Origin of the sequence: Roseobacter litoralis Och 149 (genome assembly GCF_000154785.2) — a bacterium.
GTDB classification, from domain to species: Bacteria; Pseudomonadota; Alphaproteobacteria; order Rhodobacterales; family Rhodobacteraceae; genus Roseobacter; species Roseobacter litoralis.
Window position 1 is genome coordinate 3,635,742 of record NC_015730.1, and the last position, 15,012, is coordinate 3,650,753.

General features: G+C 58.2%; 14 protein-coding genes. 7 read left to right on the top strand and 7 right to left on the bottom strand.

What is annotated here, in order from left to right; all coding sequences use genetic code 11:
- Positions 1-9: 9 nt before the first annotated feature.
- The 3 genes from coaBC to RLO149_RS17415 form a co-directional block, all read right to left on the bottom strand.
- Complete coding sequence (gene coaBC / locus RLO149_RS17405) at positions 10-1,203, bottom strand: bifunctional phosphopantothenoylcysteine decarboxylase/phosphopantothenate--cysteine ligase CoaBC (protein ID WP_013963411.1); 1,194 nt, start codon at positions 1,201-1,203, stop codon at positions 10-12.
- A 69-nt stretch (positions 1,204-1,272) separates the two neighbouring features.
- Positions 1,273-2,088 (bottom strand): ChaN family lipoprotein, encoded by an 816-nt coding sequence (locus RLO149_RS17410; RefSeq protein WP_013963412.1) that lies wholly within the window; start codon positions 2,086-2,088, stop codon positions 1,273-1,275.
- Complete coding sequence (locus RLO149_RS17415) at positions 2,088-2,966, bottom strand: RNA polymerase factor sigma-32 (RefSeq protein ID WP_013963413.1); 879 nt, start codon at positions 2,964-2,966, stop codon at positions 2,088-2,090. The genes RLO149_RS17410 and RLO149_RS17415 overlap by 1 nt, the downstream gene beginning before the upstream one ends.
- Before the next feature lie 97 nt (positions 2,967-3,063).
- Here RLO149_RS17415 and cobU point away from each other — a divergent pair, with 97 nt between their 5' ends.
- The 4 genes from cobU to RLO149_RS17435 all read left to right on the top strand — a co-directional run bounded on the left by cobU (position 3,064) and on the right by RLO149_RS17435 (position 6,485).
- A complete protein-coding gene (gene cobU / locus RLO149_RS17420; RefSeq protein WP_013963414.1) occupies positions 3,064-3,585 on the top strand; it encodes a bifunctional adenosylcobinamide kinase/adenosylcobinamide-phosphate guanylyltransferase in 522 nt (173 codons plus the stop codon).
- Positions 3,582-4,163 (top strand): histidine phosphatase family protein, encoded by a 582-nt coding sequence (locus RLO149_RS17425; RefSeq protein ID WP_013963415.1) that lies wholly within the window; start codon positions 3,582-3,584, stop codon positions 4,161-4,163. Before cobU ends, RLO149_RS17425 begins: the two co-directional genes overlap by 4 nt.
- Before the next feature lie 59 nt (positions 4,164-4,222).
- A complete protein-coding gene (locus RLO149_RS17430) occupies positions 4,223-4,906 on the top strand; it encodes a glutathione S-transferase (RefSeq protein ID WP_013963416.1) in 684 nt (227 codons plus the stop codon).
- 64 nt (positions 4,907-4,970) lie between these two features.
- On the top strand, positions 4,971-6,485 hold the full coding sequence (locus tag RLO149_RS17435) for a YifB family Mg chelatase-like AAA ATPase (RefSeq protein WP_044025411.1): 1,515 nt from the start codon (positions 4,971-4,973) through the stop codon (positions 6,483-6,485).
- A gap of 4 nt (positions 6,486-6,489) precedes the next feature.
- Here RLO149_RS17435 and gshB read toward each other — a convergent pair whose 3' ends face one another.
- The 3 genes from gshB to rsmI form a co-directional block, all read right to left on the bottom strand.
- Entirely contained in the window at positions 6,490-7,431 is a 942-nt protein-coding gene (gshB, locus tag RLO149_RS17440) for a glutathione synthase (protein ID WP_013963418.1), read from the bottom strand.
- A 72-nt stretch (positions 7,432-7,503) separates the two neighbouring features.
- Entirely contained in the window at positions 7,504-7,884 is a 381-nt protein-coding gene (locus RLO149_RS17445) for a YraN family protein (RefSeq protein ID WP_013963419.1), read from the bottom strand.
- Positions 7,885-7,888: 4 nt separating this feature from the next.
- The gene (gene rsmI, locus RLO149_RS17450) at positions 7,889-8,746 is read right to left on the bottom strand and encodes a 16S rRNA (cytidine(1402)-2'-O)-methyltransferase (protein ID WP_013963420.1); all 858 of its coding nucleotides are present in this window, start codon (positions 8,744-8,746) and stop codon (positions 7,889-7,891) included.
- 85 nt (positions 8,747-8,831) lie between these two features.
- On the opposite strand from rsmI, the gene RLO149_RS17455 reads away from it, so the two are divergent.
- The 3 genes from RLO149_RS17455 to murJ are packed head-to-tail and all read left to right on the top strand — an operon-like array spanning position 8,832 to position 14,351.
- A complete protein-coding gene (locus RLO149_RS17455; RefSeq protein WP_013963421.1) occupies positions 8,832-10,001 on the top strand; it encodes a penicillin-binding protein activator in 1,170 nt (389 codons plus the stop codon).
- A gap of 10 nt (positions 10,002-10,011) precedes the next feature.
- On the top strand, positions 10,012-12,789 hold the full coding sequence (locus RLO149_RS17460) for a [protein-PII] uridylyltransferase (RefSeq protein ID WP_013963422.1): 2,778 nt from the start codon (positions 10,012-10,014) through the stop codon (positions 12,787-12,789).
- Positions 12,786-14,351, top strand: a complete 1,566-nt coding sequence (gene murJ / locus RLO149_RS17465) for a murein biosynthesis integral membrane protein MurJ (RefSeq protein WP_013963423.1) — start codon at positions 12,786-12,788, stop codon at positions 14,349-14,351. The genes RLO149_RS17460 and murJ overlap by 4 nt, the downstream gene beginning before the upstream one ends.
- Here murJ and RLO149_RS17470 read toward each other — a convergent pair.
- Positions 14,326-15,012, bottom strand: coding sequence for a rhomboid family intramembrane serine protease (locus RLO149_RS17470; RefSeq protein ID WP_013963424.1), 687 nt, complete (start codon positions 15,010-15,012; stop codon positions 14,326-14,328). The genes murJ and RLO149_RS17470 overlap by 26 nt on opposite strands.

Genomic DNA, 15,012 nt, shown 5'->3' on the forward strand with positions numbered 1-15,012 from the left:
TTCGGCCCCCTACGTCAACCGCTCTGCGATCAATGCGGCGAGGCGTTGTGACACCGCATCTTTGGACATTCTGGGCCAAGTCTCCGCGCCCTTTTCATCTATCAGGGTTACGGCGTTTTCCTGCCCCCCCATGATCCCAGTCGAGGGCGATACATCATTTGCAACGATCCAGTCACAGCCTTTGCGCAGCCGCTTTGCCGTCGCGTTTGCGACCACGTCATCGGTTTCGGCGGCAAAACCAACAACAAGTTTCGGGCGCTGGTCCTCTGAATGCGAAATGCTGTACAGGATATCCGGGTTCTCTGCGAAGGTCAGCACCGGCAATGCGCCGCTCGTTTTCTTGAGCTTACTGTCACTGGCAGAGGCCACACGCCAATCCGCCACGGCTGCCGCGAAGACTGCCGCATCCGCAGGCAGGGCCTGACGCACCGCGTCCAACATTTGCTGCGCAGTCTCAACCCGCACCACATCGACGCCCGCAGGGGGCGGCACATCCGCCGGGCCGGTTATGAATGAAACCTTTGCGCCCAAGACGTGCAGTGCTTTGGCGATGGCCGCACCCTGCGCGCCCGAAGAGCGGTTTGCAATATAGCGGACCGGGTCGATCGGTTCATGCGTCGGACCCGATGTTACCAGAATGCGTTTGCCCGTCAGGGGTCCTGCCTGAAAATACGCTGTAATATCGGCCAGAATATCCATCGGTTCGGACATGCGTCCGGGACCGTGTTCCCCGCAGGCCATATCGCCCGAAACCGGCCCCACGAAATGAACTCCATCGGCGCGCAATTGGCTGGAATTGCGTTGCGTCGCCGGATGCTCCCACATGCGAACATTCATCGCAGGCGCGATCATCACGTCCGTATCTGTCGCCAACAACAGGGTGCTCGCCAGATCATTGGCGAGACCTTGCGCCATCTTGGCCATCAGATCCGCCGTTGCGGGCGCCACCACGACAAGGTCGGCAACGCGGCTGAGCTGGATATGACCCATTTCGGCTTCATCCGTCAGATCAAAGAGGTCGCGATAGACTTTCGCACCCGCCAGTGCAGACACGGAGAGCGGTGTCACGAATTCTTCCGCGGCTTTGGTCAAAACCGGCGTGATCGTAGCACCATGCTCACGCAAGCGCCTGATCAGATCGAGCGATTTGAAAGCCGCGATCCCACCGCCGATGATCAGCAGAATGTGTTTGTCGTTCAGCATACTGAACCTTTGATCATAAAATCCTACGCCGCGACCTTAAGCCGGGATGCAGGCTTCCACCAGCCCACATTATTTTGCGAAAGCATCACATGGATTGCCACGATCAACGGCAGGCCCATCGATTACCGCGGCGAACGACCCGTCCGGCGTTCGGCCTGCCTCACCCTGACCAAGGCTGAATACCGCAAGATCGGGCGCTGCCTGCTGGAGGATAAACGGCGCACCCCAATCGGTTCGTGCGTGACCGTTGCCCGTAATGACGACGACAGGTCCGCCGTACTGCTCAAACGCCTGCAAAGCCGCCTGCGCCAAGGCAGCATCCCGCAGCCGCTGAACAGTGACCATCTTGGGCAGCAGGTCCTCAGGCAATGCATCACAATGCGCAGCACGCTGTAGCGCTTCACGGGCCTGTTGTTGCGCGGGCGGTAGCGGTTGGTCCAGTCCAAAACGCTGTACTGCGGCGCCGCCGAGAATACCGTTCAGGTCCTTGCTCATCGCGTCGCGCAGTTCGGCACGGGGCACGCCTGCCCCGAAAATAGCGGCGTTCGGAGCGGCGGTAAATATCGGGAAATACATCGCAAAGTCGGGCCAGCCAGACGCACCCCAGTCAAGCACGTTTTCCAACACGACCTGATCGCTCCGGTTGTCGCTGCTGATCTTTGCCGCTTGATCAGTGGTCAGCATTTCGAAGACCAGCGCGCTTGCGCCCAGTTTTTCAACCCATGAGGCCTGCACCTCATGATGCGTTAGGTTGTCATGTTGCTCCCCGAAGAACACGACATCTGCGTCGCGCGCCTCTGATGGCGGCTCGGAAGCCGCGCTTACTGACGCCGTCGCTGCCAACACAACGGCGCAGGCGCTCTTCTGGAAAATGCTAATTGACATCAGTCGAGGAAATACAAAACCTCGCGGGACTGGTTTTCCAAGTTCTTACGCATCTTGCCAAAAGCGGCTGCCTCAAGCTGACGAACACGCTCTTTACTCAGGCTCAGCTCTTGACCAAGGCTCTCCAACGTACGCGGCGCATCACGCAATTTGCGCTCCCGCACAATAAACCGCTCACGCTCGTTCAGGTCGTTCATTGCTTGCAGCAACCACGCGCGCAACTGCTCCGTATCATGATGGTGCTCAACGGTTTCAGCCGCCTGCGCGCTGTCGTCTTCCAGCGCATCAATCCACTCGCGGCCCTCATCTTCGGTCGACTGCGTCGCATTCAGCGAGTAATCCGAACCCGACAGCCGACCTTCCATCATCTCGACGTCATGCAGCGGCACGCCAATTTCGGTGGAAATCATCTGCCGTAGCTGGTGGCGGTCCAACGGCTCACCGGAGGCTGCGCTTTCGCGTTCCAACCGGGCCTGCACACGACGCATATTGAAAAACAGCGACTTTTGCGAAGAAGTCGATCCTGTGCGCACCATTGACCAGTTACGCATCACATAGTCCTGAATCGACGCCTTGATCCACCAGACTGCGTAGGTGGAAAACCGCACGCCCCGATCCGGATCGAACTTATCCGCCGCCTTCATCAGCCCCAGACCTGCTTCCTGAATCAAGTCGTTCATGGGCGCGCCATAGCGCTTGAATTTCGACGCCATGGAAATTGCGAGGCGCATGTAGGCAGTGATAAGACGGTGCAATGACTTTTCGCAGCGTTCGTCGCGCCACGCATAAGCCAACCTCAGCTCCGTCTCCGCGTCCAACAATTCAGCTTTCATCGCCTTACGCGACAGTGCCATATCTCTTGTAGAGTCCAAAGCCATAGCGACATCTCCCAGTCAGATGAAGCACACCTTGCCGTGTACATTTGATATAGGTACGCACATTACAGACGATTGGTTCACTTCAAAGGTTTATAAAATGTTGCCAAAACTGTCCTTTGTCCTAGGCGGTGCCGCCTCCGGAAAATCACTATGGGCTGAAAATCATTTGTTATGCAGTGGCTTAGATCCTGTTTATCTGGCGACGTCGCGCGTTTTTGACGACGAAATAAAATTTAAAATAAATCTTCACAAAAAGCGGAGGGACAGCCGATGGCTCAATATCGAGGCAGAGTCAGACCTTAGACAACCGCTTTCAGCTCTGACGGCGTCTCAAGGTGTCTTGATCGATTGCGCGACCATGTGGCTGACCAATCAAATGATGGATAGGCAAAACCTGCAGTTGGCGCAAACCGGGCTTTTAAGCGCACTCAGCGACTGCAATGCGCCCATTGTCGTCGTCTCAAACGAAGTCGGTCAGGGAATCGTGCCAGATAACGCGATGGCTCGCGAGTTTCGCGAAGCGCAAGGCAGGTTGAACATTGCGCTGGCGGCCCAAGCGGACACTGCGGTCTTGGTCACTGCAGGCTTGCCTCAACTATTGAAAGGGACACTGACATGACCACCTGGCACTGGGTCCGCCATGGCCCCACCCATGCCAAGTCCTTCGTCGGATGGCGTGACGTTCCGGCTGACCTTTCAGACAGCGATCAAATCGCCCGGCTGCGCGCGCATCTGCCATCTGATGCCGTGCTCGTTTCCTCGGATCTGGCCCGCGCCCGCGATACCGCCCATGCACTGCAAGCCACCTCACATCACAGATTGCCCCATGATCCGCATCTGCGCGAGATGCATTTTGGCATTTGGGATGGGATGCATTTTGATGATGTCGCCGCGCGGGACCCGGATTTAAGCCGGAATTTTTGGGAAAACCCGGGTCACATCACGGCACCGGGCGGCGAAAGCTGGAATGATGCCGCCGCCCGCGTCCATGGCGCAGTCGCACGGATCAGCAATGCATACCCCGGACGTGATATTATCGCAGTGGCGCATTTCGGCGTGATCCTGACCCAACTGCAACATGCCTTGCAAATCTCAGCTTATGAAACCCTTTCCCATAAGATCGACAATTTTTCAGTGACCAAGATCAACCGGGCGTGCAAAACCGACCCTGTGCCGTACATCAATCACCTTCCGTGATCCCCTTTGCCACGAAAAAGAATTGGCGTGCCATTGCCTGTAGGGCTTAGCCTGATGCCATGACATATGATCTTTTTATAGGCGACCGGACTTTTTCAAGCTGGTCATTGCGCGGCTGGCTCATGTTGGAAAACTTTGGCCTTGCGCATCGCACCCACATGGTCGGGCTTTATGCAGGTACAATGGCGCAGGACCTTGCGCATCTGTCACCCGCACGTTTGGTACCCGTTCTGCAAACTCCCGAAGGCGATGTCGTGGGCGAAAGCCTCGCCATGGCGGAAACACTGGCCGAGCGGCACCCCGACGCCGGTCTTTGGCCGGACGATCCCAGCGCAAGAATGCGTGCACGGTGGCTTTGCGCAGAAATGGCTTCTGGCTTTGCTGCGCTGCGGACAGAATGCCCGATGCAACTGCAACATGTGAATACGGGTTTCCTTGCGAGTGACGCTGTGCGGGGTGATCTGGCCCGGCTGCAAGAGCTTTGGAAAGGCGCATTCGAGATGGCCGGACGCGACGACGGCTGGCTGTTCGACAGATATTGCCTTGCGGATGTTTTCTTTGCTCCCGTCGCCGCGCGTATCATCGGATATGACTTGCCCGTGTCTAAACAGGCCCATGCCTATTGCATCCGTACTTTGCGTGATCCGGCTTTTCGCGCGTGGCGGGCGGCTGGGCTTGAAATCACCTATGATCCTTTTCCCTATCCTGCCGGTACCGGTACGAAAACCTGGCCTGTCGGCTAGAAACGCTGCAAGGCTTTAACCTTTCGTAAACATACCTGACGTAGCCGTTAACCATAACACGCTAATGTCGGGGATATCTGTGTCGCTTACCTACTCTGTTGCTTTTCGCGGTGTCGAAGCCTGCCCGGTCGAAGTTCAATGCGCGCTGGCGCCTGGCCTGCCGGGATTCAGCATCGTGGGGCTTCCGGACAAAGCCGTATCCGAAGCCAAGGAACGTGTGCGCGCGGCTCTGGCGAGCATGGCCATCGCCTTTCCGTCCAAAAAAGTGACGATCAACCTCAGCCCCGCCGACCTGCCGAAAGAGGGTGGCCATTTCGATCTGCCCATTGCATTGGCGCTTTTGGCAGAGTTGAGCATCATTCCCCATGACGTGATCCTGTCCGTCGTCTCTTTGGGAGAGCTTTCACTCGACGGCAAGCTGGTGCCTGTTACCGGTGCCCTGCCCGCGGCCATGACAGCTGCAGAAGAACAGCACGTATTGCTCTGTCCTGCCGAGTGCGGCAAGGAAGCGGCTTGGGTCAGTGGTGCGCGGATCATCGCCGCCAAATCACTGGGCGATGTCGTGCGTCATTTCAACGGTCAGAACACGATCGCAGATTCGCAACCCGGCGAAGTGATTGCCCCGGACAAGACGCTCGAATTACGCGACGTGCGCGGTCAGGAACGCGCAAAACGCGCGCTGGAAATAGCCGCAGCAGGACGGCACCATATGCTGATGGTTGGCCCGCCGGGTTCAGGGAAATCCATGCTGTCGCGGCGTCTGCCCGGCATTCTGCCTCCCTTGAGCGCGCAGGAAGCGCTGGAAACGTCGATTGTGCATTCCATCGCTGGCCTGCTGGACGAGGGCGGCATTTCGCGCCAACGCCCGTTTCGCGACCCGCATCATACGTCTTCCACCGCGGCGATCATCGGTGGCGGGCGGCTTGCAAAGCCGGGCGAAGTCTCACTGGCGCACAACGGGGTATTGTTCATGGACGAGTTGCCCGAATTTCCGCGCAATGTGCTGGAAACCCTGCGCCAGCCGCTTGAGACCGGCAACATCATGGTGTCACGCGCCAATGCGCATGTGAAATACCCGTGCAAATTCATGCTGATCGCGGCGGCGAACCCCTGCAAATGCGGCTATATGACGGATGCGGAACGCGCCTGCGCCCGTGTGCCGACCTGCGGTGAGGACTACATGGGGCGCATCTCGGGACCTTTGCTAGACCGGTTTGATTTGCGTGTTGATGTTCCGCCTGTCAGCTACGAGGACCTCGATTTGCCTGCAAACGGCGATACCTCCGAAACAGTTGCCGAGCGCGTAGCAGCCGCACATGACCGCCAGTCCGCGCGTTTTGAGGCCCATGACGGCATGCGCTCCAACGCGGATATCGAAGGCGAAGCGCTGGAAGAAATTGCAGCCCCTGATGCGGAAGGGCGTGATCTGTTGCTGCGCGCGGCCGAGAAATTCCGGATGTCAGCGCGCGGCTATCACCGGGTCATGCGGGTTGCGCGGACCATTGCCGATCTCGATCATGCGACGGACGTGCGCAAACCGCATGTGGCCGAAGCGATCAGCTACCGCATCAATTCCTAGAGGGTCAGCGCGCCGCGGCTTTGGCCTCAATCGCCTGCCAGATTTGTGCTGCGATGTTTACCTGATCAAACCGTTCGAGTTCCTGAATGCCGGTCGGGGACGTCACATTGATCTCGGTCAGGTAATCGCCGATCACGTCTATGCCGACAAACACCTGACCCTTTTCTTTCAAAAGCGGACCGATGGCGGCGCATATCTCCTTGTCGCGCGCGGTCAGCCCCACCTTTTCAGGACGCCCGCCCACATGCATGTTCGAACGCGTCTCACCGGCGGCGGGCACACGGTTGATCGCCCCAACGGGTTCTCCATCAACAAGGATCACACGTTTATCCCCGTTTGAGACATCGGGCAGGAATTTCTGCACGATCAGCGGTTCGCGGGAAAATCCGGTGAAGAGTTCGTGCAAAGACGTGAGGTTCCGGTCGTTCGCATCCAGACGGAAAACGCCCGCACCGCCATTTCCATAGAGTGGCTTGAGAATGACATCCCGGTGCTTTTCTTTGAACGCCTTGATCGTGTCCAGATCGCGCGCGATCGTGGTCGGCGGAGTCAAATCCGGGAAATCCAGAACCAACAGTTTTTCAGGATAATTACGCACCCAGAAAGGGTCATTCACCACCAGAGTCGTGCTCGCCAATCGATCCAGCAAATGGGTCGATGTGATGTAATTCATGTCAAAGGGCGGATCCTGCCGCAGCCAAACCACGTCGAAATCAGCGAGGTTCACCTCACGCATGTCACCCAGTGTTGCGTGCGCGCCCTGAACACGCTGGACCTGCAGGTCCTGACCTTTGGCAGTTATGCGCCCTTCCTGATAAGCCAGATGGTCCGGTGTGTAGAAAAACAACGTATGACCGCGCGCCTGCGCCTCTTCAGCGAGGCGAAATGAACTGTCTGCGTTGATATCAACCGCATCAATTGGATCCATCTGGAAGGCGATTTTCATGGCAGCTCCTTGAGTTTGTGAAGCTTAAATGGCGCAGCACGCTCAGCTACGCAATGGGGAGCAGCGGAGTTTTCAGCCCTCAGACAGCGCATTTTCCAGTATTTGCACAGCACCCGTGGCATTTACCAACGCCACATCAAAGCGCATATCCGTCAACAACCCCTTTGGTTCTGTCGCCACGAACTCTTCAGCGGCGGCAAAGATACGTTGCTTCTGCTTCAAGGAAATGCGCAGTGCAGCGGCCTCAAAAGATCTGCTTTTCTTCACTTCGACGAACACAACCACGCCGCATTTGCGCAAGATAAGATCAATTTCACCCCCTTGCCCCCGCCACCTTTGTGCCTCGAATGTGTAGCCTTGGGTTTCATATTCGCGGATGACCGATGCCTCCGCCGACAAGCCCGCGTGGTATGCCATGCGTCCGGCATGAACCTTTGCGTCGCTACGGGGCAAAATTTTATCCTTCGTTCAATGCCAGCGCCATCTGATAGACTTGTCGGCGCGGGATACTGTGCGCTTTGGCCACCAAATCCACGGCGTCCCGCATGGAATGAGCCGCCAGCGCCTTTGTCAGATCTAATTCTAAATCGGAGTCCGTAATTTTCTCTGAACGGTTTCGATCAATAAGAACGACGATTTCACCTTTGACCTTTTGATCCACGTAATCAGAGGCCAATTGCGATAGCGTTCCCTTTCGGGTCTCTTCGAACTTCTTTGTGATTTCGCGACACACCGACGCCTGCCGCTCACCGCCCAGCACGTCGGCGGCGTCCAAAAGAAACGCAGCCAGTCGTTTGGGCGATTCGTAAAACACCAATGTGGCGGGAATATCGCGCAGGTCTTCCAACCCGCGCCGCCGCGCCGCTTTGGCATTGGGCATAAACCCGGCAAAGAAAAACGCATCTGTCGGCAACCCAGCAAGCACAAGGGCCGTTAAAACGGCTGACGGCCCGGGCGCACAGGTCACCATCTGCTCTGCGGCATGGGCCGCGCGCCCAAGCTCGAAACCGGGGTCCGCGATCAAGGGCATTCCCGCTTCTGATGCATAGGCTACCGATGCACCCGCTGTTATTGCCTCGATCAGACGCGTGGAGGTCCCACCACCCGTGTGATCGTGCAATGAAATCACCTGCCGTCCGGCCAATGGCACAGCGTGTATCTCCATCAACCGTCGCAGGCTGCGCGTGTCTTCGGCGGCCAGTACATCCGCACTCGCCAGCACATCAAGCGCCCTGAGCGTAATATCGCGCGCCGTCCCGATCGGCACGCCGACAAAGTAGAGCCCGGCTGCCAAAGACACCTTTTGAAAATTCAACGCTGGACCCGCCTTTCGTGACGACTATGATCGCGGTATCTGATGCGCGCCTGTCGCGGGCGCACCTTGTCTGGAGTATCGCCTTATGTTTGCCGTTTTCCGTTCCGCCCGCAAGGGACTGCGTGTCTTGACCTTGCCATTGCTGGCGTTGACGCTGGCCGCTTGCGACACCTTACCGGTCACCAACTCGGGCGTGGCGTCGGGGGATCCGGTGCAGGTGGCACTGCTGGTGCCGAGCGGAACCGGTGACGGCGCGACCGAATCCATCGCGCGCAGCCTCGAAAACGCAGCGCGGCTGGCCATGCGTGACCTGAATGGGGTGACCATTGATCTGCGCGTCTATCCCACCGCAGCCGATGCGTCACTTGCAGCAGCAAATGCCGAAAAGGCCGTAAACGAGGGCGCGCAGATCATTATCGGCCCGGTCTATGCCGCCCCCTCCAATGCGGCAGGCCGCGCGGTTGCAGGCAAAGGCGTCAGCGTTCTGTCGTTTTCAAACAACGCAGCAATTGCCGGTGGCAACCTATTTGTCCTCGGGCAAACATTCCGCAACACGGCTGACCGGATGGCCAGCTATGCCGTTTCCCAGGGCAAGCAGCGGTTTGTCGTGGTCGCTGGCAAAGACGCCGCAGGCGCGCAGGGCAAAAACGCGATCCAGCAGGCGGTGACAGCACAGGGTGCGAGCGTTGTGGGAACGGTCGAATACGCCCTGTCCCAACAGGACGTGATTGCTGCGATCCCTGCAATCCGCGCCGCTGTGACTGATAATGGGGCGGATGCGCTGTTCCTTACCACGGATACAGCAACCGCCTTGCCATTGTTGTCGCAATTGCTGCCGGAAGCGGGCGTTTCATCCGAGGTCACCCAATTCATGGGCCTGACCCGCTGGGATATCCCGGCGCAGACATTGAGCCTGCCCGGTGTCCAGAACGGCTGGTTTGCGATACCTGATCAAGGGGCCACTTCGGCATTCAGTGGTCAGTATCAAGCGGCCTATGGCGCAGCCCCGCACCCTATCGGAGGTCTGGCTTTTGATGCAATTGCCGCAATCGGTGCGCTGGCCAGTCAGGGACAAGGCGACACGCTGACAGCCGCGGCATTGACCCAAGGCGCAGGTTTTCGCGGTGCGAGCGGCATTTTCCGTCTGAACCCTGATGGGACAAACACGCGCGGGTTGGCTGTTGCGACAATCAGTGAGGCGCAGGTCAAGATTCTAAGCCCCGCACCGCAGCGCTTTGGCGGCGCAGGGTTCTGAGGCACATTAAATGACCGTGACTGCTCTTTCGGCAGACCATCTGGAACCGCCGCAACTGATCTGTCCCCCGGAATGCATCTTTGACAGATCGGCCTTTGATAAAGCGCTCAGCGAGGCCGTCAAAACGGCTGGCAGCCCTACAGACATTCGCAAAAGCGCGGTCGACCTATTGCGTCAGGCGCAAGTCTCCGGGCGCGCCGAGATTGCAGAAGGTTTTGCCCAAGCGCCTTTCGAGGCGCGCCGCCTGACCCGGTCTTATACCTATCTGACCGATCAACTAGTAAACGCGGCCCTTGTTGTCGCAACGGACATCCTGCACCCAAAACCCAACCCCACCGCCAGCGAACATCTGGCGGTTATTGCCGTGGGGGGCTACGGGCGCGGCGAGATGGCACCGTTTTCGGACGTCGATCTGCTGTTCCTGACGCCTTATAAGATCACCGCCTGGGCGGAGAGCGTGATTGAATCAATGCTCTATATTCTGTGGGATCTGAAGCTGAAGGTTGGCCATTCCAGCCGCACGATAAAGGACTGCATTCGCCTGGGTGCGCAGGATTTCACGATCCAGACCGCAATGCTGGAACACCGGTTTCTTGCAGGTGACAAGGCGCTCGCACAGACCTTTGCGGCGCGGTTGCGCACAGAACTGTTTGCCGGGTCGGGCAAAGAATTTATCGAGGCGAAACTCTCCGAACGCGAGGCGCGGCACGTGAAATACGGCCAGCGATACGTGGTTGAACCGAACGTGAAAGAGGGCAAAGGGGGCTTGCGCGATCTGCAGTCTCTCTTCTGGATCGCCAAACATATTCATGGCGTGAATGATGCCGCCGATCTCGTGGGCTTGGGCGTTTTCTCTGCCGAGGAATTCGAACAATTCATCTCAGCGGAAAACTTCCTCTGGGCAGTGCGCAGCCATCTGCATCTGCAGGCCGGACGCGCCACGGAACAGCTGACCTTTGACATGCAGGTGCAAGTTGCCGACGCGATGGGATACCAAGACGCAAAAGGCCGGCGCGAAGTCGAGATTTTCATGCAGGAGTTCTTTTTGCATGCCACCGAAGTTGGCGATCTGACGCGCATTTTCCTGACCAAACTCGAAGCGGACCACGTCAAAGCGGAACCCTTGCTTGAACGCATCTTTCGCAGGCGCCCCAAAATCAAAAAGGGCTATGTGGTCGTCAACAATCGGATTGCCATCGAAGATGAAACCGATTTCCTGTCAGATAAACTCAACCTGCTGCGTTTGTTTGAAGAAGCCTTGCGCACGGGCATGCTGATCCACCCTGACGCCATGCGGCTGGTCAAGGCGAACCTCGACATGATTGACGAGGATATGCGTACAACACCTGAAGCGCGGCGCATTTTCTTTGATCTGCTGCTCAAACATGGCAACCCAGAACGCGCGCTGCGCCGGATGAACGAACTGGGCGTTTTATCAGCATTTCTGCCGGAATTTGAGCCGATCGTGGCCATGATGCAATTCAACATGTATCACAGCTATACAGTCGACGAACACATCATTCAGTGCATCAAGAACCTCAGCCAGATTGAGCGGGGCGAGTTGGAAGAAGACCTGCCCGTCGCCTCATCCATCCTGAAGGAAGGCGTGGATCGCAAGGTGCTTTATACCGCCTTGCTGCTGCATGACATCGGCAAGGGCCGATCAGAGGATCATTCGATCCTTGGCGCGCAGATGGCCCGCAAGATCGCACCGCGATTGGGTCTGGGCAAAGCAGATACAGACACCGTCGAATGGCTCGTGCGCTATCACCTGTTGATGTCCGACATGGCGCAAAAACGCGATATCGCTGACCCGCGCACCGTTCGGGATTTTGCCAAGGCTGTGCAAACCGTCAAACGGCTCGATCTGCTGTGCGTGCTCACGGTCTGTGATATTCGCGGCGTTGGGCCGAATACGTGGAACAACTGGAAGGCCGTTCTGATCCGCGCGCTTTATCGGCAAACCAGACGCGCGCTGGATACCGGTCTGGAAGAGTTGAACCGCGAAAACCGTGGGGCAGAGGCAAAACGCGCCCTGCGCGACGTGCTCAGCGACTGGCCGCGCAAAGATCTGCAAGTCGAGACAGGGCGCCACTATGATCCATATTGGCAGGGTTTGCATGTCACGGCACACAAGGTATTCGCAGAGATGCTGCGCGATGTCGGCGATGATGAGATCAAGATCAACCTGCACCCGGATGAAGACCGGGACGCCACGCGCGCCTGCTTTGTGATGTCCGATCACCCCGGTATTTTCGCCCGTCTGGCTGGCGCATTGGCGCTGGTTGGCGCCAACGTCGTGGATGCGCGCAGCTATACCACCAAAGATGGCCTCGTGACCGACGCCTATTGGATACAGGACGCGGATGGCAATCCATATGATGTCTCCCGCCTGCCGCGTCTGCGCAAGATGATTGAACGCACGCTTATGGGCGAAGTCGTCACGACCGAGGCGATGAAATCCCGCGACAAGGTCAAGAAACGCGAGCGCGCGTTCAAGGTGCCGACCCATATCACCTTTGATAATGAAGGCTCGGAAATCTATACTATCATCGAAGTTGACACACGCGACAGGCCCGGCCTGCTGCATGATCTGGCGCGTACCTTGGCGGAATCCAACGTCTATATCGCGAATGCTGTCATCGCGACCTATGGTGAACAGGTCGTAGATACCTTTTACGTCAAGGACATGTTCGGGCTGAAATACTATTCGGCGAGCAAACAGCGCACGCTGGAACGCCGCCTGCGCACCGCGATTGAGCAGGGCGTCGAAAGGGCCGAGAGTTGAAACCCATTCGGCTCCTGTCGGGCTTTTTCACGGTTGGCGGCTGGACCCTGATGAGCCGGGTTTTCGGCTTTGTGCGCGATGCGATGATCCTTGCCTATCTGGGCACGGGGCCGCTTTATCAGGCTTATGTGGTGGCGTTTCGCCTGCCCAATATGTTCCGCCGCTTCTTTGCCGAAGGGGCGTTCAACATGGCCTTTGTGCCGATGTTTTCGAAAAAGGTCGAAGGGGGTGAAGATGCCGATGGCTTTGCCTCGGATGCCTTTGCGGGGCTGGCCACCATTCTGATCGGTCTGACGGTGCTTGCACTGGCCACGATGCCATGGCTGATTTACGCGCTGGCCTCTGGTTTTGCCGGGCAGGAACAGTTCGGCCTGTCCGTCGAATTCGGGCGCGTTGTGTTCCCCTACATCCTGTTCATTTCATTGGCGGCACTTCTGTCTGGCATGCTGAATGCGGCGGGCAGGTTTGCCGCCGCCGCAGCGGCGCCCGTTTTGCTGAACGTTTTGCTGATCCTCGCCATGGCCGCGGCGGCAGCCCTTGGCGGCGATGTGGCGCGGGCTTTGATCTGGGCTATTCCTGTAGCGGGCGTTGCACAATTTGTGCTGCTCTGGGTTGCGGTCAAACGCGCGGGTTTCAACATTTCGTTCCGCTGGCCCCGCCTGACGCCAGAGATGCGCAGACTTGTGCGCGTCGCGATCCCCGCAGCACTCGCGGGCGGGGTGGTGCAGATCAACCTGCTCGTCGGACAACAGGTGGCGAGCTATTTCGACAAGGCGGTCAGTTGGCTCTTTGCGGCGGACCGCTTGTATCAACTCCCCTTGGGTGTCGTTGGTATTGCCGTGGGCGTTGTACTGCTCCCCGATCTGTCCAGACGTCTGAAGTCGAACGATGACGCTGGTGCCAGAATTGCCCTGAGCCGCGCGGGCGAAATCGCGCTGGCCCTCACCATCCCCTCGGCAGTAGCGCTGATCGTGATCCCCTTGCCGCTGGTGTCGGTCCTGTTTGAACGCGGTGCCGCCACTGCAAGCGATTCAGCCGCGATTGCGGTGGCCGTCGCCATATACGGCCTTGGGCTGCCCGCATTTGTGCTGCAAAAGATAATGCAGCCCGTCTTTTTCGCCCGCGAAGACACACGCAGACCGTTCCACTACGCGCTGGTGTCCATGGTGATTAACGCCGCCCTTGCCATCGGGCTTGCCCCGCTGATTGGCTGGTTTGCCCCGGCGATTGCCACGACCAGCGCGGCATGGGCGATGGTGTTTCTATTGTGGTACGGCGCGCGCAGCTACGGGGACGTGGCCCGCTTTGATGCCCGCTTTCATGGGCGCATCTGGCGCATGGTCGGGGCCTCCGTGATCATGGGTTTTGTGTTGTGGGGCGCTGCAGCCGGGCTTGCGCCTTATCTCAGCCTGCCGTGGTGGCGCGCCCTCGCGCTATGTGCGCTGATCGGGATTGGCATGGTGACCTATTTCGGGTCAGGTCAGGTGCTGGGTGCGTTCCGACTGGCCGAGTTCAAGGCCGCGATGCGCCGCAGCCCTAGTCGCGCCGAAAGTGATAAATAACCCGCGCCAGCCCCCCCGGCACCAGCAAAACCGACGCACAGAACCCGAACACAAAACCCGCCAGATCCGCCACCCATTCCGTCGTTGGGCCAAACAACGCCCCAAAAACCAACTGAAGACCCAGCAAAATCCCGATCAGGCTAAAGGCGCGAAATTGCGGCCCGCCTGTATCTGCAAGCCGCTGCCACATCAAAAATGTATATCCACCGATCAACCCATACACCGCCGGAAAGCCGCCGATCAGCCACGCGGGGTCATTAAGAAACAGCGCATAGATCAAGGCCCCGAAAATGCTGCCGCCGAAATATAGCACAAGCACCGCCACCTGCCCCATCGCTTCGCCCACGAGCTTGCCCAAGGCGAGCATCAGCACAGCCGAGAAAAGCGTCGCAGTGAAGGAGCCATGCACAAAAGCATAGGTGACAAAGCGCACCAAATGCTCTGGCACCCAGCGGCCATTGGTCATCATCCAGTCGAAAATATCCCCCGAGAAGGCATATTGCTGCACGGCACTCAGACGCCATCCAATCGCCTCCGGTCCGCCGATCCAACCCTGCGCCCCGAGCAGGAACACGATCTCCGGCACCACCAGCGCCAGACACAACAACATGACAACAGGGGGCAATGGGTTGACGGGCGGCGCGTTCTGCGGGTCGTTCAT